Source organism: Roseobacter denitrificans OCh 114 (assembly GCF_000014045.1).
Taxonomy (GTDB): Bacteria; Pseudomonadota; Alphaproteobacteria; order Rhodobacterales; family Rhodobacteraceae; genus Roseobacter; species Roseobacter denitrificans.
Genome location: NC_008209.1, coordinates 1,826,724 through 1,849,385, shown reverse-complemented (window position 1 = coordinate 1,849,385; position 22,662 = coordinate 1,826,724). Strand labels below are relative to the sequence as shown.

The following is a 22,662-nucleotide window of genomic DNA, read 5'->3' as shown; positions in this document are numbered from 1 at the left end:
GCAACATAGGGCAGCATTAACTGTCTGCCAATCATAGAGGGAAATACATGGTGCATATTTGCCCACTCCAGGCGCCAGCACCGCCGGAAAATCAACCTAAAACATTGTTTTATATATGTTTATCAACGCCGCGCTAAACATGACGCAAAGCCTGAAAAAGGTCCTTTCGCAGGTCTTCCTGATCTTCAATCCCTACGCTGATCCGAATTAGGCCAGCCGAAATCCCCAGTGCATCTTTCTGATCCTGCGGCAAACGCTGGTGCGTCGTGGTTGCCGGATGGGTCAGAATGGTTTTGGCGTCACCGAGGTTGTTGGAGATCACCCCGACCTCGATGGCATTCAAAAACCGGAAGGCCGCGTCCTTGCCCCCGGCCAGATCAATGGCCAGTACCGTGCCGCCTTTTCCCATCTGCCGCTGGACCAGATCATGCTGGCCGTGACTGGCAAGACCGGGATAGATCACGCGGTTGAGCTTTTCATGCCCCTCCAGCGCCGTGGCCAAGGCCATCGCATTCTCAGTCTGCGCGCGCACCCGCAGATCCAGCGTTTCAAGACCCTTCAGCATGACCCAGGCCGTGAACGGGCTCATAGAACCGCCGGTGTGTTTCATGTAGGGTTCAACGGTCTTGCGGATGAAATCCGTGGTGCCAAGGATGACGCCGCCAAGGGTCCGCCCCTGTCCGTCGATGTGTTTGGTGGTTGAATAGATCACCACGTCTGCACCTTGTTCAAAAGCGCGGGACCAGACCGGGGTGGCAAATACATTGTCCACCAACACCATCGCCCCTTTGGCATGCGCGAGGCTGGCTACGGCCTCAATATCAACGACCTGCAGAGTGGGGTTTGAGATGGACTCGAAGAAAACCGCGCGCGTGTCATCCCGGATGGCACTTTCCCATTGCGCAAGGTCGGTGCCGTCCACAAAAGTCACCTCAACCCCATAGCGGGTCAGGATTTCTTCGAGCACATAGAGGCAAGACCCGAACAGGGCGCGCGCCGATACCACATGATCGCCGGCCTTGAGCATGGAGGTCAGCGCGCCTGATACAGCGGCCATCCCCGAGGCAGTGGCAAAGGCGTCTTCGGCCCCTTCCAGAGCGGCGATGCGCTCTTCGAACATCGCAACTGTCGGGTTTCCGTAGCGCGCGTAGATGAACTCATCCGGGCCCGCTTCGATAAAGCGCGCTTCGGCCTGTTCTGCCGTCTCATAGACAAAGCCCTGCGTCAGGAAAATCGCTTCGGACACTTCGCCGTACTGGCTACGTCTTGTGCCTGCATGCACGGCGCGCGTCCGCGGTTTGAGGTCTTTTTTCATTCTCGCCTTCTCCAGCCCAATTGGGCACAAAAAAACCCCATACGCGGTCAATGCGACGGGGTTTCCTCATCGAGTGACCTTTTAGCGGAGTGTTTAATGTGGCCCGCAATCCGGTATCAAATCGCCACGCTCTCCTCCTAGGCGAAAGGGTGTTGCGCGTCAACACCGTCACGGTGGTGTAATACGGTTTTCACTTTTCCTGCATATGCATGGTTGGAATAGCAACCACAAGATACGGTGTAGGAAAAGCGCGATGCCTTTACTCAGGATCAATGCCACGCCGTCGGATCTTGCCCTGCATGACACCTCGACCGGGCTGCGTCGCAGGCTGCGCGCGCTGGCCGCCGCACCCGGACCCGTCGTCATCATGGTGCATGGATACAAATACGCCCCCGCCTCCCCTGATCACTGTCCACACCGCAAGCTCTTTGGAGAAGCTGAACACAGTTGGCCCGCCGCACTCGGGTTCAAGGGGGTGCATCCCGCCGAAGGGCTCGCGATCGCCTTTGGCTGGTATGCCCGCGGCTCGCTTAGATCCGTGCACCAAAGAGCCGCGCAGCTTGGCACACAACTTGCGCATGTTATCGCACGGCTTAAGACCCACGCACCGCAGCGCCCGGTCCATATCATTGCGCATTCCATGGGGTCCGAAGCCGCACTCAGCGCTTTGGCGCATTTGCCGACAGGTGCGGTGGACCGCATGGTTTTGCTGACCGGTGCAAGCTATGCGAACCGCGCAAGCAAACTGTTGGAAACGCCAGCGGGGCGCAGCGCGCGGGTCTTGAATGTGACCAGCCGCGAAAACGATCTTTTTGATGCGGCATTCGAACGCCTGGTCAAACCCGAACATCCCGGAGATCATGCCATCGGCCGGGGCATACGAGCGCAAAATGCCGTCACGCTGCAACTTGACTGCCAGCAAACGATTACAGGTTTGCACCAGATCGGCCTGCCCATTTCACCCCGCAGCAAGCGCATATGCCACTGGTCTGCCTACAAGCGCCCCGGGGTCATGCAACTTTACGCGCGTTTCCTGCGCGACCCGGAAATTCTTCGGCTTGCGCAACTCAAGGCCATATTGCCTGAAACACCCGCGCCCAGATGGTCGCGGCTTCTGCAAATGCCCGGGCAAATTCGCATCCCTCAGGATTTTGACTTGTCGCATCGCACACATCAGGTAGGCTCCGGCGTGCGCCTGCCCAATGCGACCTGCCTGCGGAGTGACAAGAATGAGCCAGCCTATTGATCTGTTTTTCTGGCCCACGCCAAACGGCTGGAAGATTTCGATAGCGCTTGAGGAAATGGGCCTGCCCTATGCGACACATCTCATTGATATCGGGGCTGGCGATCAATTCGCTTCCGACTTCCTGAAAATTGCACCAAACAACAGGATGCCCGCAATCATCGACCCTGAGGGGCCAGATGGTGCGCCGGTTTCGGTTTTCGAATCCGGTGCCATCCTGCAATACCTCGCCGGGAAAACCGGCCTTTTCGGTGGCCAGACCGCCCGCGACAGGATCGCTGTGACCGAGTGGCTGATGTGGCAGATGGGCGGCCTTGGCCCTATGGCCGGTCAGGCGCATCATTTCTTGAAATATGCGCCGGCAATGGACCCGCCCCATGATCTGCCCTATGCGAAAAACAGGTACAGAACCGAGGTTGAAAGGCTATACGGCGTGCTGGATCGTCAACTGGCCCGCCATGAATATGTCGCCGGTGATTTCTACTCGATTGCGGATATGTCGATTTGGGGTTGGGCATCTCTTTGGGAAGGTCAGCAGCAATCCCTTGACGATAAACCACATCTTGAACGCTGGCTTGAGACGGTGAGTGCGCGCCCCGGTGTCATCGCAGGCCGCGCGCTGCATGCGGACAAACGCGGGGATTTCCGCAAGTACAAGGCCGCGCAGGATCAACTGTTCTCAAAACCCTGATTTCCGCAGAGTTCCTGATAAACAATACTTTTCGTCTCGATTTTCTTTGCAATGCCGGGCGTTTTCTCCAAAAGTCCCGCAATGACAGCAAAGTACAGAGTATCAGAATATGTACGGTAGCGTATTGACGCCGGAGCACATGGTTTACCTTGCCGGTGCTTTTTATGTCGCAGGTATGGCGATCACAAATCAGATCATCCTGCGGCTGCTCATTCTGGCGGGAACCTGCGTTTATCTGATCTATTATGCGATCATTGGCGACACCCCCTTGTGGGAAGCGATCTATGTGAGCCTGCTGATCGGCATCGCAAACATCGGAGGGTTGAGCAGCCTGATCGCGCGCCAGTCGCGTCTGGCGATCCCGCGCGCCCACGCCGATATCTTCTACGACTTTCCGCGTCTGCCACCGGGGGATTTTCGCGCCCTGATGAAGCTCGCCAAACGCTATACGGTCGAACAGGACACGCAGGTCACCCTCGAAGGCGAAATGGGCGAAAAACTGTACTTTGTACTCAAGGGCGCGACGCTTGTGCGCAAGGGCGAGCAGGCCTTTGTCCTGCCTCCCAAGCTGTTTCTGGGTGAGGTGTCATTTCTGACCGGTGTCCCCAGTTCCGCCTCGGCGTGGCTGGAAGAAGGCGCCGAGGTGCTGGAGTGGCAATTCGATGATCTGCGGCGCAAGTGCGCGCGCAATCCGCGCTTCAACCTCGCGCTGGAGGCCGCGATTTCACTGGATCTGGCGGCGAAGGTTGCACGCTCCATGGGCGAATCTTCGGTTCATGTGGACAATATTCCGTCGCCGATGGTGAATGCCTTGTCAGATGTCCGGCGCAACTAGGTCTCGTCGGTGCTGTCCTCGTCGATCATGTAGCTTTGCAAGGACGTGAACTGCCACATCAGGAAGGCCATCAGCGCAATCGGAAAGCCAAAGGTTTCGATCTTGACCCATGCATCTGTCGACATGGTGCGCCAGACGATTTCATTCGCCACCGCCAGTGCAAGGAATGCCGCGCACAGACGACGGGTCAGGATCATCCAGCCCTCATCGCGCATTGGCATCAACTCGCTCATCACATAGGCCAGATAGGAGCGGCCCTGCATCAAACCGATCCCGAGCAAAGCGGCAAACACGCCGTAGACGATGGTCGTCTTCATCTTGAAAAACCGTTCATCGTTGAACCATGCGGTCAACCCGCCAAAGAAGATCACCATGAAGGCCGTGAACACCTGCATCCGGCTCAGCTTGCCGGTCAGCGCCCAGAGTATGCCCATCGCAACCAGCAAAATCGGCACAAAGATCAAGGCCGCAACGATAAAGCCGGTATACTCGGTGCCGCCAAACACAAAGACGTCGTCCTTGATCCTGAGGTAAATCAGGAAGAATAAAATGGTCGGCCCCAGTTCCAGCACCTGTTTCAGGATGGGGTTGATGGTTTTTTCGTCGCTCACGTTGCTCTCCTATCCGCCCACCTCAACTATCACGGCCCCCAGCGCAATCAATGCCATAAGCGCAATGCGCCGCGGCCCGACGGTTTCTTTCAGAAACAGCCACCCGATGATCGCCGCAAAAACCGTCGATGTTTCGCGCAACACCGCCGCTTCGCCGACCTTATCAAGCCGTGTGGCAAGCATGATGCTGCCAAAACTGAAATATGCAATGAATCCACCGCTCACACCGCGCATCGCGAGCGCTGGCAGTTCCGGGCGCGCGGTGCTCGGCATGGCCCACCAGCGGCGCACGGCCACAAGCGGCATGAAAAAACCATCAATCAGAAAGAACCACGCCAGAAATGTGAACGGGTTGGCCGTGGCGCGAATCCCGTAGGCGTCATAGGTTGTGTAAAGAGCCACGAATAACCCGGTGAGCACGGCAAACCCCAAGGCTGCATGCAGCGTGTCACGCTCTGATACCAGAAATATCATGTTGTAGATGGCCAACCCGAAGATGCCCGACAACAACACTACGATGCCGCCCCATTGCACGAGGGTGAATGTCTCGCCAAAGATCAGATAGGCACCGATGACAGCAAAAAGCGGGCCGGTGCCGCGCACAACCGGGTAGACAACCGTGTAAGCGCCGCGCGTATAGGCCATGGCTTGCAGTATTTTGTAGAGCGTATGGATCACCCAGGCCCCAGCAAAGATCGGCCACATATGTGGTTCCGGCCAGGGCACGACGAAGAACGCAAAAGGTGCCGCCATCACCATGTAGGAAAAATCAATGGCCCCGCGGGATATCCACGGATCATGCCTGCCCTTTTGCAAGGCACCAAAGACCGCATGCAGAAACGCCGCCAGGATGGCCAGCCAGAGGGCCAGCCGGTGGCCCGCCGCGGTGCCTTCGATGGAGATCAGCCAATCTGTCATCCCGTGGCTTTACGATCCGCTGCAAGGCGCACACCCGCTGCGCAATTGCACGACCGGGCTGCGCGAAAGATCACGCGCGTTCAAGCCCCATGAGCGCGTCGGCGAAATCCTCGGGGTCGAAGGCGTCAAGATCATCGATCTGTTCGCCCACACCGATTGCATGGATCGGCAGGCCGAATTTATCGGCCAGTGCCACGAGCACGCCGCCCTTGGCAGTCCCGTCCAGTTTGGTCATCACAAGGCCGGAGACATCCGAAATATCGCTGAACACCTTGACCTGATTAAGTGCGTTCTGCCCCGTCGTCGCATCCAGCACCAGCAAGGTATTATGGGGTGCCGTTTCGTCGTTCTTGCGGATCACGCGCACGATCTTGGCCAGTTCTTCCATCAGGTCTGTCCGGTTCTGCAAGCGGCCCGCCGTGTCGATCAGCAGCAGATCCGCGCCGTCCCGCTGCGCCTTGAGCATGGCGTCAAAGGCAAGACTTGCCGGGTCGGACCCTTCCGGCGCTGTCAGCACAGGCACGCCCGCGCGATCCCCCCAGACTTGCAATTGCTCAACTGCGGCAGCGCGAAAGGTATCACCCGCAGCGATGACAACCTTTTTGCCTGCCGCGCGAAACTGGCTGGCCAGTTTGCCGATGGTGGTTGTCTTTCCGGAGCCGTTCACCCCCACGACCAGAACAACCTGCGGTGTTCGGGGGTAAAGCGGCAAGGGTTTCGCCACAGGCTCCATGATCTGCGCGATTTCGGAGGCCAGCAACTCCTTGATTTCCTGAACCGAGAGTTTTTTCCCGACCCGCCCTTCGGCCATGTTCGCTACGACCCGCAGCGCGGTGTCCACGCCCATATCGGCCGAAATCAACAGCTCTTCGAGCTGTTCCAGCATGTCATCGTCCAGCGTGCGCCGCACCACGGTGGCAGGCGCCTGCCGCCCCATCAGGCGACCAAGCAACCCCGGTTTATCACGCACGACAGGGGTCGGTTCGGAAAGGTCCGAGGCAATAGGCGCGGTCGCGCGCGGCAGCTCAAACGGATCATCCTCTGCGCTGTGTTGCGCCGGTGCGACCTCAACCTCAGGCACCTCGGGTGTTGGCGGCGCATGGGCGACAGGCGTGCGCTCTGGCTCTGGCTCTGGCTCTGGCTCTGGCTCTGGCTCTGGCTCTGGCTCTGGCTCTGGCTCTGGCTCTGGCTCTGGCTCTGGCTCTGGCTCTGGCTCTGGCTCTGGCTCTGGCTCTGGCTCTGGCTCTGGCTCTGGCTCTGGCTCTGGCTCTGGCTCTGGCTCTGGCTCTGGCGAAAAGGCCACGGTCGCTTCCTGCGGGTCAAGCGCTTTGACGGGCACATCCGCCGTATTTTCATCAACCGTTTTTTGCTCAGCGGGATCAGGTTCCGGCGCGGAGGCATCAGAGGGTTCGGCCAAAACGTCGGCATCCGCAGCTTCAGGGGCCGCGACCTGCGCCGTCGCGTGCGTTTCATGCATCCCGGCAGCAGAGGCCGGTTTAACATCAACCGTTTCCTCCACACCGCCATCATCAACGATGGCTTCCAACCCCTCATCAATCCTTGATGAGGATTTGAACAGTTTGTCTTTGAGTTTTTTGAAAAACGCCATGCGCGGGCCTGCCTCTAAACCGGTTCATGATCATCTAAGAGGATTTGGCAGGAAACAAAAGACCCGAGGGTGGGCCGCACAGGTAGCAGGTCTCGCACCGATGCACCGTCGCCATGCTCTGGCACCTTGCCCAGGGCCGGCACGCGCAAAGGGACAAGGCCGGGCATTGTCAGGTGGTCCTGTGGTTTCGCCGCATAAAAGACCCCACCGCAGAGCAAATCGAAAGCTCCCTTTGGTGCCAGCCGACAGGCGCGCCATTAACCGCAAAACAACAAGTATCTTGGAGCAACAGCCGCAAAGAGGTAAACAGAGTGTTAACAAAAGGCCACCCGAGTAACCACTGGTGCCGCAGCGCAAGAGTATTGCCAGCTTTGGCACCATGGGTGCGCTGGCTTCAGTTTGAAACGTAACGTCCAAAGGTGAGTAAACATGCAGAAACGTCCAATGTTCATTCCGGCAATTGCCACCAGCCTCGCCATCTTTTGCGCCGATCTGGCCCTTGCGGCGGAGCCCATGGATGGTCAGGCGTTTGATGCATATACCCGCGGCAAAACGCTGTTTTATGGCCAGAACGGTGAGAAATATGGGGCGGAGGTCTATCTCGATGACCGTCGTGTCAAGTGGTCGTTTCTGGATGGGCAGTGCAAGGAAGGGTTCTGGTACGAAGAGGCAGGGCAGATTTGCTTTGTCTACGAAGATAACCCGACGCCGCAATGCTGGGCCTTTACCAAGGAGAATGGCCGCCTTTCCGCCCGGTTCGAGAACCTGCCCGGTGCGACCGAATTATACGAAGCTGAAGACGTGAACGAAGAGATGATCTGCCTCGGCCCCGACGTCGGTGTCTGATGCCCTGACGCGTCTGACGAAATGCCTGAAACATCAAACATCACGTAACGCGTTGAAATCTTTGATTAGAGGCAGCGTTACGTGATACAGGGCTTCACATGACGCTTTAGAACAGCGACCCCTGTTCCGGTGGTTTGCCCGCTGATTTCCTCGACGCGGGTTTGCCGCCCAGCGTCACGCGGCCATCTGCGAACTGGATTTCCAGACTGCTGGCCGTTTTCGCGGTCTTGCTGTCTGTCACCACGGCCCCATCCGCACGCACAACGGCAAAACCGCGCGCCAGCGTGGCCTTGTAGCTGAGGGTTTCATTCAGCCGTCCCAACGCGTCGAGTTTGCGGCGGGCCGCATCAAGGTTCTGCTCGCCCACTTTGCCCAGACGGTGCACCACGTCATCAAAATGCTGTTTCTTGCGTCGATACTCCTGCTCAAGGACTGCCGGGCGATATCGCCGCACCCGTGTTTCCAGTTGCTCTTTGCGCGTCGCCAGAGCGCGCAACAAAGCCGGTTGCAGACGGCGCACCTTTTCCTTTAGTTGCCGGTCCTCTGCCTGCACAGCGCGCGTCAGCATCGCAGGTCGCAGTGACCCGCTGACATCCGCCAGACGTATCTTGCGCCTCTGCACCCCGGACATCAGCGCCGGGGCCAGCCGTGCGCCGCGCGTGTCGACCAGTTGACGCGGGCTTTCCAGCAGACTGTCCGGGCGCGGCAAGGCACGGGCCATGTCGCGCAGGCGCTGGTCCCGGCGGGTCAACCCCTGGCTGAGCGCCTGACGCATGCGCGCATCCTGCTGCTCGACCCATGCGATCAGCTCATGGCGTACCGGCACCGCCAATTCAGCGGCCGCCGTGGGTGTAGGCGCACGTTTGTCAGACACATAATCGATCAGCGTGGTGTCGGTTTCATGGCCCACTGCGGAAATCAGCGGAATATCTGACGCTGCCGCTGCCCGCGCGACGCTCTCCTCGTTAAATCCCCACAGGTCCTCGACCGAGCCACCGCCGCGCGCCACGATGATCAGGTCCGGGCGCGGCAAGGCGCCGCCCGGTGCCAGCGCGTTGAAGCCCGCGATGGCTGCCGCAACCTCGGGCGCGCATCTCTCACCCTGAACCGCCACGGGCCAGATCAGCACCTTGCGCGGGAAGCGGTCGCGCAGGCGGTGCAGAATATCGCGGATCACTGCCCCGGTCGGCGACGTCACAACCCCGATGATTTCCGGCAGATAGGGCAACGGACGTTTGCGCGATGCCTCAAACAGCCCCTCGGCCTGCAACTGCTTCTTGCGTTTTTCCAGCAGCGCCATCAGCGCGCCCTTGCCCGCGACAGCTACCTCATCCACATTCATGTTGTACTTGGACTGTGCGCCATAGGCGGTGATGCGCCCTGTCACGACCACCTCAAGCCCCTCTTCGGGGATCACGCTCAGCCGGGCGACCTGCCCTTTCCATGTAGTGCAGGCAAGCTGGTTCCGATCATCCTTGATGTCGTAATACATATGGCCCGATCGCGCCCTGATCACGCGGCTGACCTCGCCGCGCACCCGCACGCGGCCGAACTCTCCCTCCAGCGTGCGTTTCACAGCGCCCGAGATTTCACTGACCGTGAATTCAGGCGTATTCTGACCCGGTGTGGGATCGTCAAGCAAGTCCATAGCGCCTCGGGTGTTGTCACAGGTTCCCCGCCAGCTTAGAACGCCCTGAACCTAAGGCCAAGCAGATCGGGAGCCCTTCATGAACATTCTTATTCTCGGCAGCGGGGGGCGCGAACACGCTCTGGCCTGGGCGGTCAAACAGAACCCCAAATGTGATCGCCTGATCATGGCCCCCGGCAATGCGGGGATTGCGGGGATCGCCGAATGCGCGTCCCTCAACATCGAGGATGGCGGGGCCGTCGCAGGTTTTGCCGATGCAAATGCCATTGATCTGGTGATCGTCGGGCCCGAAGCGCCCCTCGCCGCGGGTGTCGCGGATCGCCTGCGGGATGCGGGCATTTCGGTTTTCGGCCCCGGCCTCGAAGCAGCAAAGCTGGAGGCCTCGAAAGCCTTCACCAAAACCATCTGCGATGCAGCGGGTGCGCCGACCGCCGCTTATGCGCATTTCACCGACCGGGCTGCGGCGCGGGCCTATGTCAAGGCACAAGGCGCACCCATTGTCATCAAGGCCGACGGTCTGGCCGCGGGCAAAGGCGTGATCATCGCCCAGACGGTCGACGAGGCGCTGAACGCTCTTGATGACATGTTCGGCGGCAGTTTCGGCGCGGCGGGCGCAGAAGTCGTGATCGAAGAATTCATGGAAGGCGAAGAGGCGTCCTTCTTTGTGCTCTGCGATGGCGAAACCGTGCTGCCCATCGGCACGGCGCAGGATCACAAGCGTGTGGGTGACGGCGACACAGGCCCCAATACCGGCGGCATGGGCGCCTATTCCCCTGCCCCGGTGATGACGCCCGAGGTAACGCAGGCGGCGCTGGACCAGATCGTGCAGCCAACCATGGCCGAAATGACCCGGCGCGGGACGCCCTATCAAGGGGTGCTCTTCGTCGGCCTGATGATCAAGGACGGCGCACCCCGGCTCGTCGAATACAACGTGCGCTTTGGCGACCCGGAATGTCAGGCTCTGATGATGCGCCTTGGTGCGCAGGTATTGGACCTTATTCAGGCCACCGCCGAAGGCAGACTGGGAGAGGTTCAGGTCAATTGGGCAGATGATCATGCTTTGACGGTCGTGCTGGCCGCGCGCGGATATCCCGGCAGCTATGAAAAAGGCTCCGTCATTGGCGGGCTGGAAGGTTTCAAGGAAGACAGCAAACAGATGATCTTTCATGCCGGGACAGCCCGCAGGGACGGTCGCTACATCGCCAGCGGTGGTCGGGTTCTTGGTGTGACCGCGCGCGCCGCATCCCTGAGCGAGGCGCGCGAAAGGGCCTACGCCATGGTGGATCAGATCGACTGGCCGGACGGCTTTTGTCGCCGGGACATCGGCTGGCGCGCATTGGATTAGAGCGTCTGACGAAATACCTGAAACATCACGTTTCACATACCGCGTTGAAACCGTCGATTTCAGGCAGCGCTTGCGTGGTTCAGGTTTTTCGCATGACGCTTCAGCCTTCGCATTTCATGGCAGCTGCAAACGCATCACGGGACGTGTCCGCACCAAGAAGTCGCGTTTCAAAAAGACCGCCCACGAAACGGACCGCACGCAATTCTTGCCAATCGGCACCTGCGACGATCATCTCCGGCATGCCGTCGCACTGCCGGATGCCACCGGCGATGTCACGCTCCCCAATGCGATGGTTCGTGACCCCGGCAAGTGCCGCGATGTCGTTCAGCCGGCGGTCTTCATAGCGCCAGATGCGCAGTGTTTTTGCCAGATGGGGACGGTCAATGTAGGCGATCTCCATACGCCCGTCCCCATCAAGGTCAGACGCGCCCAAAGGGGCAAGCCAGCGGAAGCGACTTCCGATGTAGGGGGTCGCCGTGATCAGACCGGCCGCGTCATAAACAGCCAGTCGCGCGCCCTCCGACTGGTCGCTTTGCACAACGATGACTTCCGGTGACCCATCTGCGTCAAGATCGGCAAGCCGGGGTTCGGTATCTTCAAAAACCGACGTCTCCGGCAGGGTGAACCGGCGAAACGTCCCATCGGCCAGTGTCAGGACAAGTGTTTCATGCTCGATCCCATCCCCAAGGACGGCATGCGCATAGCGATCCGTCGGGCCTTCGTACTTTGCCGAGACGATGGCCTCAGAGGCCTGTGCCGCGCCCTGCAACAGGCACAACACTGGCAACGCGCGGCGGGTGAACCGGTGCAGGCAGCGCGCCAGAAGACGCCGCGCCCACGCAGGCATCAGATCTGTTTTTCCGGCATTTGCACGATCAGCCCATCCAGAGCATCCGTAACTTTCAGCTGGCAGGTCAGCCGCGAGCGCGCCGGATCAGGTTCATAGGCAAAATCAAGCATGTCTTCTTCCATATCGTCCTTGCCGGGCAGCTTTTCGACCCACGCAGGATCAACATAGACGTGGCAAGTGGAACACGCGCAGGCACCGCCACAATCGGCTTCGATACCGGGAATGTTATTGTCGCGCGCGCCTTCCATGACAGTCAGGCCGTTTGCGACCTCGACAACATGTTCCGTTCCGCCGTGTTCAATATAGGTGATTTTGGCCACGTTGATCCATTCCTTCTTGCCGTGTTCAATCCGTTCTGTGTCGGCATATAGAGCGCGGGCGCCTGTTTTACGACCCCCTTCGCAGAGGATTGTTTTTGATTTCTTTTGTTCTATATTTGTTCTCATGCAGGTTATCACGTCTCACCCCGCCTCGCCGGTCAATGCGAAACCCGCTGGGAAGTGGCCCAGCCCCCCCGCCTGCCTTGTCGCGCGGCAACTGACACAGCCACCGCAAAATGCACGGGTTGCCGTGGCCGGCATCGTCATTTTACGCCAGCGTCCCGGCACGGCAAAGGGTGTTATCTTTCTCACGCTGGAGGATGAGACCGGCGTTGTGAATGTGATTGTCTGGCGGAATATCTATGAAAAATTCCGCCGCGCGGTGATCGCGGGGCGGATGTTGCGCGTTACAGGCAGGCTTCAGCGCGCCCATTCCGTCACCCATGTTCTGGCGGAAAAGATCGAGGATTTATCGCCTTTGCTGGATGGTCTTGTGCAGGAAAACAAGGCATCTGAGTAACCCCCTCCCCGGCACAAAAAAGGGCGCTGCAAGAGCGCCCCTTTTACCACTTTTTCCGATCCGATCACTCGGCGAGGGACAGCGCCACGAACCGTGGATCACCCGCACGGCGCACCAGCAGCAGCAACGACTTGCGCCCGGCTTCCCTGGCTTCTTCAACGCGGGTTTCAAGATCCGCGATGCTTGTCACCTTTTTCTGGCCAGCTTCGGTGATCACGTCCCCGGCGCGCAGGCCTTTCTCAAAGGCTTCGGATGCTTCGTCCACCTCCATGACGGCCAGACCTTCGGTTTCCGGCGTGGCGCCAAGTTGCTCACGCAACTCATCGTTCAGCACCATCAAGGTAAGCCCCATCATCTCGGCAGAGGTTGGCGCATCATCCTCAGGGGCCTGCGCCACGGCAGGTACGGCACCTTCGGCTTCTTCACGGCGGCCAAGTGTCACAAGCAGGGTTTTGGTTTCATCGCCCCGCCGCACGACAACGCGCACAGCCTCACCAACCGGCGTATTCCCAACCTGACGCACCAGACCGCGCGTGTCTTCCACGTCGCGCCCGTCAAAGCTGATGATGACATCGCCGATCTCGATACCTGCTTCCATTGCCGGACCCTCCAGCACACCATTCACCGCAGCCCCATCTGTCGAGGCAAGCCCCATCGCTTCGGCCATATCCTCGGTCACGTCCTGAATTTGCACACCCAACCAGCCGCGCCGCGTCTCGCCGAATTCCTGCAACTGGTCCACCACACGGGTCACAACATTTGCGGCCATCGAGAAACCGAGCCCGATCGACCCGCCCGTCGGTGACAGGATGGCCGTGTTCACGCCAATCACTTCGCCATCCATGTTGAACAACGGACCGCCGGAGTTTCCGCGGTTGATGGCCGCATCGGTCTGGATATAGTCATCATAGCGGCCACTGAGTTCGCGGTTGCGTGCCGATACGATCCCGGCGGAGACGGAGAAACCCTGCCCCAGCGGGTTGCCCATAGCGATCACCCAATCCCCGACCCGCGCGCTGTCACTGTCGCCAAAGGACACGAACGGCAGTGGCGCATCCGCTTCCACCTTCAGCAAGGCGATATCGGTGTTCGGGTCCGTTCCTACCACCTCGGCAACCAATTCGCCGCCATCGAAAAATTCGATCAGAATCTCATCCGCGCCTTCAATCACGTGGTTGTTGGTGACCACATAGCCATCTTCAGAAATCACGAAGCCCGAGCCGAGCGCAGACGAGCGGCGCGGCGCACCCTCTGGTCCGATATTGCGGTCGCGGAAAAAATCCTCGAAGGGCGAGCCTTCGGGCACAATCCCCTGTGGCCCCGTCCGACGTGATACGGTCGTCGAGGTTGTGATATTGACTACCGAGGGGCTGATCTTTTCAGCCAGCGGTGCAAGGCTTGCAGGTTGTGCATGCCCTGTGAGCGGTGCCACCAGCGCAAAAGCCATTGCCAGAACTGCGACCATCAATAACCGAAACCGTGTCTGCGCTGAATCTATGTTTGGCATGGTTACCGTTTGGGATGTCATGCGTCGTCTCCTGAAATACGTTGTTGCCTGTCATACTCTGCGCTTGTTTTGCGCTCTAAGCCAGTCTGCATGTAGCCATGCAGTTTCAAAATCATAAGATGGGCCACCCTCGCGCGGTTTCAACTCCCCGTGAGCGCGGGGCTTCGGTTCACACGCCGCCAAGTTGCCACGCCGCCCACACCAGAATGAGCCCGCTGACCGCGATCAGCAAACCCATTTGCCGCACCGCCGTTTCCGGCAGGGAGCGCAACATCTCAAGCATGCGCTCAATAAGCGAAGGGGCCAGCGCATAGGCCAGCCCCTCGATAATCATCACCAACCCTAAGGCCAGAAGGATCGTGCTCACCGGCTCTCGCCCTCCTCAGAACGCAATCCCTGGTCGCTGCGCAGGTAGTTGAAGAACTCCGAATCCGGTGACATCACCATCGTCGAGTTGGTTCCCTGCAAGGCGCGTTCATAGGCAGTAAGGGAGCGATAGAATTCAAAGAATTCAGGATCTGCGCCAAAGGCATCTGCGAAAATCGCGTTCCGCTCCGCATCCGCCTGACCGCGCACGATGTCGGCCTCGCGCGTCGCTTCCGACGTCAGTTCGACCACCGTACGATCTGCCAGAGCCCGCACCCTTTGTGCCGCTTCCTCACCACGCGCAATTTCGTCCGCCGCTTCGCGCTCACGTTCCGCGCGCATCCTTGCAAAGGTCGCGTCAAGGTTCTGATCGGGCAGGTTCGTCTGTTTCAAACGCACGTCGATCACCTCAAGACCCAGAGGCAAAGCGCGTTGACGCGCCTGCGTTGTGATCCGCGCCATCAGTTCCGCACGATCCGCAGAGAGGATCGTGTTGGACGTCACCCCGTCAGAACCCAGAACCGCCCGGATTGTCGGGTTGAGGATACCTTCAAGACGGTCCTCGGCGGCGCGCAGGCCCCCGACACCAACCGCCTGCCGGAACTGCACCACGTCAGAGATGCGGTAGCGGGCAAAGGCGTCAACAACCAGACGCCGGTCATCCGATGGCGTGACCTCGACCACATCCGTATCCAGCGACAACGTTCTGTCATCGTAGCGCACAACATCCTGAATAAACGGAATTTTGAACGCGAGACCCGGATCTTCCTTGACGGATTTGATCTGGCCAAACTGCAGCACAAGCGCTTTTTCGCGTTCATCCACGATGAACACCGAACTCAGAACACCAACAATCGCAATTACCCCGATCGGGATCAGAAACTTAGCAGCTTTCATCAGTTTATCCCTCCGCCTGTACGACGCAACTCATTGAGTGGCAGATAGGGCACGACCCCGTTTCCGCCTTCACCGCCAAGACCGCTTTCAAGAATGATCTTGTCGACACTTCCAAACACTTTTTCCATGGTCTCCAGATAGAGACGTTTGCGCGTTACTTCCGGGGCCTTGGCGTATTCCTCAAGGACCGATGTGAAACGCGCCGCCTCACCCTGTGCCTCGTTGACTTGCTGGGCACGATAGGCTTCGGCCTGTTCCAGCTGGCTGGCGGCTTCACCCCGTGCGCCCGCGGTCACGCGGTTGGCATAGGCATCGGCCTGACGCTCCAGACGATCGCGCTCCTGCTCTGCCGCCTGCACTTCGCGGAAGCTGTCGATGACCTCGCGCGGCGGGTCGGCCTTGTCGAGGTTGAGACGGATGATATTCACGCCGCTGTCATATTGATCGAGTGTCGCCTGAATAAGCTGTTCGGCCTCATCGGCAATCACCTGACGATCCCGGTTGAGGATAGGTGCCAATTCATTGCGCGCAATCACTTCGCGCATCGCTGATTCAGACACCGCGCGAATCGTTTCCTGCGGTTCTGCAAGGTTGAACAGAAATTTAGCCGGATCATTGATGTTCCAGACCACCTGGAAGTCAATGTCGATGATGTTTTCATCCGTGGTCAGCATCAGCCCGCTGCCTGTACGGGAGCCGATATCTTCGGTTTGCTCCCGCGTGACCGGCAGAACCTCGGCCGTCACAAGCGGCCATGGCGCAAAGTTCAGACCGGAATTACCCGTGGCCGAATATTCGCCCAGAAACAGTTCAACCGACTGCTCTTCGGGAGCCACCGTGTAGAGGCTCGCCATCAACCATGCGCCGAACGCAGCCAGCGCCGCCAGCCCTACCGTGCCACGCGTCAGCGCGGGTCCGCCACCGCCACCGCCGCCAGCACCACCGCCGGTCCCATTTCCACCTTTGCCGCCCATCAGAACGCGCAGACGTTCCTGGCCCTTCTTGACCAGTTCATCTATCTCGGGAATTTGCGGCCCTTCGCCGCCGGGACCGCGCGGGCCACCGCCGCCTGATCCACGATTTCCGCCGCCCGAACCGCCGTTCGGCCTGTCATTGCCCGAATTTCCGCCGCCCCCCCAGGGGCCGCCATTGTTGCCAGCCATTAAGTTCTTTCCCTTCTAAACCGCATAACGTCACGATCAAACCAAGTCATAGGTACGTTGCCCTGCCCGGAATTCAAGCCGTGCGCATGGGAGAACGCATCGTCACGATCTCTTCCGACATTGTGGGGTGGACCGCAACCGTTCGGTCAAAGTCTTCCTTGGTTGCGCCCATCTTGATTGCAACACCCGCCAGTTGGATCATTTCACCCGCATTCGGGGCCACAATATGGCATCCAAGGACCTTTCGCGTCTTTATGGAAACAATAAGTTTCATCAACACGCGGTCCGGTTTTTCGGCAAAAGCCGTCCGCATGGGGCGAAACGAAGTGCAATAAATTTCAACCGGTTCCTGTTCGCGGGCCGCTTCTTCGCCCAGACCGACCGTGCCCATCTCGGGCTGGGTGAAAATCGCGCTTGGGATCAGGTCGTGATCCACGGCAGTCGGATTGCCCTTGAACACGGTTTCGACAAAGGCCATGCCCTCGCGGATCGCAACCGGCGTCAGGTTGACGCGGTCGGTGACATCGCCGATCGCATAGATGGAGGGCACGGCGGTCTGACTGTAGGCGTCAACCTCGATCTGGCCACGCCGGCCCAGTTTCACGCCCTGCGCTTCAAGCCCCATGTCTTTGCTGTTCGGGTCCCGCCCGGTCGCGAAGAGGACCACGTCAAAAACTCCTTCGGTGCCGCTGGTGGATTTCACCCAGACCGGGCCTTTTGTCGCAGCGCTTTCATGCATTTGTGCAAGATCGGCGCGATCCTGCGCTGTGCCGCCCATGGCACCGCCTTCGGACGTGCTGTCGTGCTCCTTGGCCGGGGCCATCTCCAGAATGTTGGTGCCGACTTTCAGATCAATGCCGCGCTCGCGCATCTGTTCGGCCACAAGGCCCCGCGCCTCGTCATCAAAGCCACGCAAAATCTGCGCCCCCCGATAGTATTGTGTAACCTTGACCCCCAACCCGTTCAGAATACCGGCGAATTCGCAGGCGATGTAACCCCCGCCTACGATCAGAACCGATTTGGGCAGGTTTTCCAGATGGAAAATGTCATCGGACACAATGCCAAGATGGGCATTGGGCAAGTCGGGCCTGACCGGGTGGCCGCCGGTTGCCACGAGGATATGTTTGGCCGATTTGGTTTGCCCGTCGGACAGCGTCACCTCATGCTGGCCGGACACCGTGGCGCGTGCATCAAAGGTCTCGACACCTGATTCCGACAGCAGCCTGCGGTAGACCTGCTCAAGACGGTCCAGTTCGGCGTTCAGCTTGGTTTTGAAAGCCGGCCAATCAAAGCCGCCTCTCTGCATGTCCCAGCCATAGGCCTGCGCCTCATCCGGCATGCCCGCATATTCCGAGGCGAATACCATCAGCTTTTTGGGCACACAGCCCCGGATCACGCAGGTGCCGCCGTATCTGTCTTCTTCCGCCAGAGCCACCTTCGCGCCTGCTTCGCTGGCCGCAACACGCGCCGCCCTGACGCCCCCAGAGCCGCCGCCGATTACGAAAAGATCATAGTCAAAGTCAGTCATGGGAAGGGCCTTTCTGTATTAATCTGCTGACCCGCAGCGGGGCCAAGAGGTTTGCCTGTTCCTGCGTCACACCGGTCAGACAGGCATAGCTCCGATCAATCGCTCAGATCGCTGAACAGATTGTCGGTTTCTGCAAAAATCATGCGTTCGCTGGCAATGGTGCCGTCATTGATGTCGCGCACTTCGACTTTTCCGTCCCCAAAACCCAGCACAACCGTGTCACAGATATCAATGAACAGACCGTTCTCAACCACACCCGGCACCTGATTGAGCGTCAGCGCCAGCTGCCGCGCATCGCCAATCCGTTTGAGGTGCAGATCAATGATGTGGTTGCCTTCATCCGTGACGAAAGGTTTGTCGCCATCCATGCGCAGGCTGCTGTCGCGCCCCAGAACGTCCATCGACACAAGGGTTTCATCAACCAGCGCATGGGTCGTCTGCAATCCGAAGGGGATGACTTCGATTGGCAGCGGGAAGGCGCCCAGCGTCTCGACCTCCTTGCCCACATCGGCAATCACGACCATGCGATCAGACGAGGCCGCTACCACCTTTTCATGCAATAAAGCCCCGCCACCGCCTTTGATCAGGTTGAACGCACCGTCAAATTCATCCGCACCGTCAATCGTCAGATCCAGCCGCTTGGCCGCATCCAGTGTGATGATGTCGATTCCAACCTCACGGGCCAATTCGGCGGTACGTGTCGATGTGGGAACCCCCGTGATCTGCAGCCCCTCGTTGCGCACTCTTTGCCCCAGACAGCGCACGAGCCAGGCCGCTGTTGATCCGGTGCCCAAGCCAACCCGCATGCCACTTTCAACAAGTTGTGCGGCCCGTTTGGCACAGACGAATTTTGCCTTGTCGATCGGCGAGAGTTCGGAAGACATCGCAGGCTCCTTGCGTGGACTCACGCGCCTTATAAGAAAGATGCAGCCAAGGTGCGAGGGCGATTCTCGCCTGCCTGCCGAATAGTTCTGCACCACCAGACATTTTTCCGTTGCAATCGCAGCTTTCGCAACCGCCCTTTGCCGTCCAATTCACCATGGCAGAACCATGGAAAAGGTAAATTACGCGTCTTGCTATGCGCCGGATGACGCCCCGGTGGTGATTTGTCTGGCGTTGAAAGACCTGCGCCCTGCGTAGACCACGCAAGTGGTTGATCCCATTGCCGGAAACCCAGCAGGGTGCGATCTTTGAGACCGCTGCCATTTCGCAGTGGCTGTCGGGTACGCACGAGCATCCCCGCCCCGCGCGCGCATCATGGGCTGCGTGGCGCGTCATCTCCCTCACGGGGGTAGAACAAGGTTTGACCTTGAGGCCATTGGCGCGATAGATGCAGCCTTGCATGAACTGAAACAGCGCCCGCCCGTAAAGATCGCACAACCGGCCGAAGGGTTGTGCAGCAGCCCAGTGACTCCCCCACGCCATCCAGACCCGCCAGAAGGAAGTGCCACCTAAATGTTTTTATCTGTCTTTGATATGTTCAAGGTCGGTATCGGCCCCTCATCCTCGCACACCATGGGCCCCATGGTGGCCGCCGCACGGTTCCTTGACATGATGCGCGCCTCGCCATTCGAATTTCACGGGGTGCGCGTGTCGCTGCATGGCTCGCTTGCCTTTACAGGTGTGGGTCATGCCACGGACCGGGCCACCATTCTAGGGCTCGCGGGGTTTGTCCCCGATACCTATGACGCCGACAAGGCCGAAGCCGCGCTCGCAAAGATCAAAGAGACAAAGACGCTGAACGTCGATGGCCTGCCCCCGCTGCGGTTTGACCCGGCAAGCGATCTGATGTTCGACTATGAGACGCCGCTCACTGGGCATGCAAACGGTATGATGATCCGCGCCACGGATGCCCAGGGCGATGTCACTCTGCGCGAGGTTTTCTATTCCATCGGCGGTGGATTTGTGATGACCGAAGCCGAACTCGCAGCGGGCAAGGACACCGATGAAAGCGGTCCGCCCATCCCCTACCCGTTCAAATCCGCCGCCCAGATGCTTGAGATGTCCACCGCCTCCGGCAAGAACATTGCCGAAATGAAGCGGGCGAATGAAATTGCCCGTGGCTGTCCGACCAGCCTCGCAGAAGGCACCAAACGGCTGTGGCAGGTGATGGATGACTGCATCACGCGTGGGCTGACGACGGATGGAATTTTGCCCGGCGGCCTGCAGGTCAAACGCCGTGCCAAGGGCATCTATGATGCGTTGATGGCTGAACGGGGCATGAACCTGAACGCGCCCCATACGATCAATGACTGGATGAGCGTCTACGCCATGGCGGTCAACGAGGAAAACGCCGCCGGTGGGCAGGTGGTCACCGCCCCCACAAATGGTGCTGCGGGCGTTTTGCCAGCCACCTTGCGCTATTATCTCGATCATGTCCCGGGCGCGTCAGAAGCGCATATCGAGGATTTTCTATTGACGGCGGCCGCCATTGGCGGATTGGTCAAGTTCAATGCGTCGATTTCAGGCGCTGAGGCGGGCTGTCAGGCCGAGGTCGGCTCTGCCGCGGCGATGGCCGCTGCGGGGCTGTGCGCCGTGATGGGCGGCACCCCCGCTCAGGTGGAAAACGCCGCGGAAATCGCCCTCGAACACCACCTTGGCATGACCTGTGATCCGGTCAAGGGTCTGGTGCAGGTGCCCTGCATCGAACGCAATGGCCTTGGCGCAATCAAGGCCGTATCAGCGGCTTCGCTGGCCCTGCGCGGCGATGGTACGCATCTGGTTCCGCTGGACGCATGCATCGAAACCATGCGCCAGACCGGCCTTGATATGTCCGAGAAGTACAAGGAAACCTCGCTTGGCGGATTGGCGGTAAACGTGCCGAACTGCTGAGCAGGAAAAACAACCTGTGCTTGCAATGCCATTGGGATCGCCTTAGGCTTGATGCATGACAATTGACCGACCTTTCCTTGGCATCATGCTGATGCTGGGATTTTGCGTGCTTGCGCCAGTCGGCGATGCAATTGCGAAAATCCTCGGACAAACCGTGCCAATCGGCCAGTTGGTGCTGGTCCGTTTCGCGGTTCAGGCTGTGCTGCTGATTCCACTGGTCTGGCTCACACATCGGCACTGGCGCATGAGCAAACGCGTGACATGGCTGACTTTCCTGCGCACTATCCTCCATATTCTTGGCATAGGCGCGATGGTTACCGCGTTGAAATACCTGCCCCTTGCGGATGCGATCGCCATTGCCTTCGTGATGCCGTTCATCATGCTCGTGCTGGGTAAATTCGCCCTCGGCGAAGAGGTGGGCGCGCGCCGTATCATTGCCTGCGCCGTGGGGTTTCTTGGCACGTTGCTGGTCGTGCAGCCCAGCTTTGCCCAGGTCGGCTGGCCTGCCCTTTTGCCCGTTGGCGTGGCCATCAACTTTGCGCTTTTCATGCTGGTTACCCGCCAGATCGCAAAGGAAACCGATCCAATCAGCCTGCAGGCCGTCAGCGGCGTGATGGCAGTGTTTGTGATCCTACCGATTCTTTTGATCTTTCAAAACAGCAGTTTTCTACAACTCCGGATTGTAAATGTGTCGTCCCATGACTGGGCCTTACTGCTGAGCATTGGCGTCTTGGGGACGGTCGCGCATCTGCTGATGACGTGGTCGCTGCGTTTTGCCCCCTCGGCCACGCTTGCGCCGATGCAATATCTGGAAATACCCTTTGCCACGATCCTCGGCTTTATCGTGTTTGGCGATTTTCCAAACCCAGTGGCAAGCCTTGGCATCATGATTACGATTGCAGCGGGCCTTTATGTGGTGCTGCGGGAGCGGGCCATCGCCTTGTCGCTGAAAGCGCCTGCACAACCGGCTGAAGAAACGCGCGCGGCATGATGCACAACATCACCGGGGCATCCATTTCAAGCGATACCGGCCCGGTTGCCCGATTTGATGTACCTGTCCGCGCACCGGGCGCAAAATCAATCCCGTCGATGGGCCAGAACAACCCTTCAGACCGCCCCTGAACCGCCCCCATCGGGAATAGCGACACCCGTGTGCCTTCGGGGGTTGGCACCTGGAAGGCGGGCGGGCACAGGAAAATGATGTCCTGTGCACCGAGCAAGACCACATGCCGGTCCGCCCGGCACACCAACGTGTTCAAGGCCGCCAGCCCATGATCGACCCGCCCTCCGCTGAAACCAACGGCGATGATCAAAGGCGCTTTGATGTGCCGCAGTGCCTTGTCGAAATCTGTGCTGTCCTGTTCCGCAATGTGATGAAACCGCTGTGGCGCGATGCGCGCGCGCGCGGAGGCCGAGATTGAGTCCATATCCCCGATGACGGCGGCCAGATCGACACCGGCCTCCAGCGCCAGATGCGCGCCGCTGTCGGCCGCAACGCATGTCGGAGCCAGCGCCAGCGCGCTGGCCAGATCATCCGCCGTCGCCTCTCCGCCCCCAATCAGGGTTAACGGTTTGGTCGTCTCTACACATGTATAAGTCATGAAAGTTTATGGCTCAT

22 protein-coding genes and 1 riboswitch are annotated in these 22,662 nt (G+C 59.3%); of the genes, 8 read left to right on the top strand and 14 right to left on the bottom strand.

The genetic code is table 11. The annotated features are described in order from the left end of the window. Nucleotides 1-133: 133 nt before the first annotated feature. Nucleotides 134-1,315, bottom strand: a complete 1,182-nt coding sequence (gene metZ, locus RD1_RS08965; protein ID WP_011568164.1) for an O-succinylhomoserine sulfhydrylase — start codon at nt 1,313-1,315, stop codon at nt 134-136. A 61-nt stretch (nt 1,316-1,376) separates the two neighbouring features. Beyond that, nucleotides 1,377-1,453: riboswitch (SAM riboswitch) on the bottom strand. 115 nt (nt 1,454-1,568) lie between these two features. Between metZ and RD1_RS08960 the strand changes: the two genes are divergently transcribed. The 3 genes from RD1_RS08960 (at nt 1,569) to RD1_RS08950 (ending at nt 4,084) form a co-directional block, all read left to right on the top strand. After that, nucleotides 1,569-2,561, top strand: a complete 993-nt coding sequence (locus RD1_RS08960) for an alpha/beta hydrolase (RefSeq protein ID WP_011568163.1) — start codon at nt 1,569-1,571, stop codon at nt 2,559-2,561. Further along, complete coding sequence (locus tag RD1_RS08955; RefSeq protein ID WP_011568162.1) at nt 2,545-3,249, top strand: glutathione S-transferase N-terminal domain-containing protein; 705 nt, start codon at nt 2,545-2,547, stop codon at nt 3,247-3,249. Before RD1_RS08960 ends, RD1_RS08955 begins: the two co-directional genes overlap by 17 nt. 109 nt (nt 3,250-3,358) lie before the next feature. Next, a complete protein-coding gene (locus RD1_RS08950; protein WP_044033043.1) occupies nt 3,359-4,084 on the top strand; it encodes a Crp/Fnr family transcriptional regulator in 726 nt (241 codons plus the stop codon). Here RD1_RS08950 and RD1_RS08945 read toward each other — a convergent pair. From RD1_RS08945 to ftsY, 3 genes are all read right to left on the bottom strand, one after another. Continuing rightward, nucleotides 4,081-4,695 carry an inner membrane-spanning protein YciB gene (locus RD1_RS08945; protein ID WP_011568160.1) on the bottom strand — a complete coding sequence of 205 codons (615 nt, stop codon included), beginning with the start codon at nt 4,693-4,695 and terminating at the stop codon, nt 4,081-4,083. The genes RD1_RS08950 and RD1_RS08945 overlap by 4 nt on opposite strands. A gap of 9 nt (nt 4,696-4,704) precedes the next feature. Continuing rightward, nucleotides 4,705-5,613, bottom strand: coding sequence for an EamA family transporter (locus RD1_RS08940; RefSeq protein WP_011568159.1), 909 nt, complete (start codon nt 5,611-5,613; stop codon nt 4,705-4,707). Nucleotides 5,614-5,683: 70 nt separating this feature from the next. Then, entirely contained in the window at nt 5,684-7,222 is a 1,539-nt protein-coding gene (ftsY, locus tag RD1_RS08935) for a signal recognition particle-docking protein FtsY (RefSeq protein WP_011568158.1), read from the bottom strand. 429 nt (nt 7,223-7,651) lie between these two features. Here ftsY and RD1_RS08930 point away from each other — a divergent pair, with 429 nt between their 5' ends. Further along, a complete protein-coding gene (locus RD1_RS08930; protein ID WP_011568156.1) occupies nt 7,652-8,068 on the top strand; it encodes a hypothetical protein in 417 nt (138 codons plus the stop codon). A 106-nt stretch (nt 8,069-8,174) separates the two neighbouring features. On the opposite strand, the gene xseA is transcribed toward RD1_RS08930, so the two are convergent. Then, nucleotides 8,175-9,716 carry an exodeoxyribonuclease VII large subunit gene (gene xseA, locus RD1_RS08925; protein WP_011568155.1) on the bottom strand — a complete coding sequence of 514 codons (1,542 nt, stop codon included), beginning with the start codon at nt 9,714-9,716 and terminating at the stop codon, nt 8,175-8,177. Nucleotides 9,717-9,795: 79 nt separating this feature from the next. On the opposite strand from xseA, the gene purD reads away from it, so the two are divergent. Then, the gene (gene purD / locus RD1_RS08920) at nt 9,796-11,061 is read left to right on the top strand and encodes a phosphoribosylamine--glycine ligase (RefSeq protein ID WP_011568154.1); all 1,266 of its coding nucleotides are present in this window, start codon (nt 9,796-9,798) and stop codon (nt 11,059-11,061) included. Between the two features lie 100 nt (nt 11,062-11,161). On the opposite strand, the gene RD1_RS08915 is transcribed toward purD, so the two are convergent. Continuing rightward, nucleotides 11,162-11,908: an FG-GAP repeat domain-containing protein gene (locus RD1_RS08915; protein ID WP_011568153.1), complete on the bottom strand. Its 747-nt coding sequence runs from the start codon at nt 11,906-11,908 to the stop codon at nt 11,162-11,164. Beyond that, nucleotides 11,908-12,231 (bottom strand): 2Fe-2S iron-sulfur cluster-binding protein, encoded by a 324-nt coding sequence (locus tag RD1_RS08910; protein WP_011568152.1) that lies wholly within the window; start codon nt 12,229-12,231, stop codon nt 11,908-11,910. The genes RD1_RS08915 and RD1_RS08910 overlap by 1 nt, the downstream gene beginning before the upstream one ends. 124 nt (nt 12,232-12,355) lie before the next feature. On the opposite strand from RD1_RS08910, the gene RD1_RS08905 reads away from it, so the two are divergent. Beyond that, nucleotides 12,356-12,751, top strand: a complete 396-nt coding sequence (locus RD1_RS08905; protein WP_011568151.1) for an OB-fold nucleic acid binding domain-containing protein — start codon at nt 12,356-12,358, stop codon at nt 12,749-12,751. A gap of 64 nt (nt 12,752-12,815) precedes the next feature. Here the strand turns inward: RD1_RS08905 and RD1_RS08900 are convergent, their stop codons facing one another. The 6 genes from RD1_RS08900 to rpiA all read right to left on the bottom strand — a co-directional run bounded on the left by RD1_RS08900 (nt 12,816) and on the right by rpiA (nt 19,096). Continuing rightward, the gene (locus RD1_RS08900; RefSeq protein ID WP_011568150.1) at nt 12,816-14,279 is read right to left on the bottom strand and encodes a Do family serine endopeptidase; all 1,464 of its coding nucleotides are present in this window, start codon (nt 14,277-14,279) and stop codon (nt 12,816-12,818) included. Nucleotides 14,280-14,427: 148 nt separating this feature from the next. Beyond that, on the bottom strand, nt 14,428-14,625 hold the full coding sequence (locus RD1_RS08895) for a DUF2065 domain-containing protein (protein WP_011568149.1): 198 nt from the start codon (nt 14,623-14,625) through the stop codon (nt 14,428-14,430). Beyond that, nucleotides 14,622-15,521 (bottom strand): protease modulator HflC, encoded by a 900-nt coding sequence (gene hflC / locus RD1_RS08890; protein WP_011568148.1) that lies wholly within the window; start codon nt 15,519-15,521, stop codon nt 14,622-14,624. The genes RD1_RS08895 and hflC overlap by 4 nt, the downstream gene beginning before the upstream one ends. After that, nucleotides 15,521-16,684: an FtsH protease activity modulator HflK gene (hflK, locus tag RD1_RS08885; protein ID WP_011568147.1), complete on the bottom strand. Its 1,164-nt coding sequence runs from the start codon at nt 16,682-16,684 to the stop codon at nt 15,521-15,523. Before hflK ends, hflC begins: the two co-directional genes overlap by 1 nt. 73 nt (nt 16,685-16,757) lie before the next feature. Beyond that, a complete protein-coding gene (locus tag RD1_RS08880; protein ID WP_011568146.1) occupies nt 16,758-18,212 on the bottom strand; it encodes an FAD-dependent oxidoreductase in 1,455 nt (484 codons plus the stop codon). Nucleotides 18,213-18,307: 95 nt separating this feature from the next. Further along, a complete protein-coding gene (rpiA, locus tag RD1_RS08875) occupies nt 18,308-19,096 on the bottom strand; it encodes a ribose-5-phosphate isomerase RpiA (protein WP_011568145.1) in 789 nt (262 codons plus the stop codon). Nucleotides 19,097-19,667: 571 nt separating this feature from the next. On the opposite strand from rpiA, the gene RD1_RS08870 reads away from it, so the two are divergent. Continuing rightward, entirely contained in the window at nt 19,668-21,044 is a 1,377-nt protein-coding gene (locus RD1_RS08870; protein ID WP_011568144.1) for an L-serine ammonia-lyase, read from the top strand. 55 nt (nt 21,045-21,099) lie between these two features. Beyond that, a complete protein-coding gene (locus tag RD1_RS08865; protein ID WP_011568143.1) occupies nt 21,100-22,035 on the top strand; it encodes a DMT family transporter in 936 nt (311 codons plus the stop codon). Here RD1_RS08865 and RD1_RS08860 read toward each other — a convergent pair. Next, nucleotides 21,935-22,645 (bottom strand): thiamine diphosphokinase, encoded by a 711-nt coding sequence (locus RD1_RS08860; RefSeq protein ID WP_011568142.1) that lies wholly within the window; start codon nt 22,643-22,645, stop codon nt 21,935-21,937. The two genes, RD1_RS08865 and RD1_RS08860, sit on opposite strands and share 101 nt — an antisense overlap. Nucleotides 22,646-22,662 lie beyond the last annotated feature (17 nt).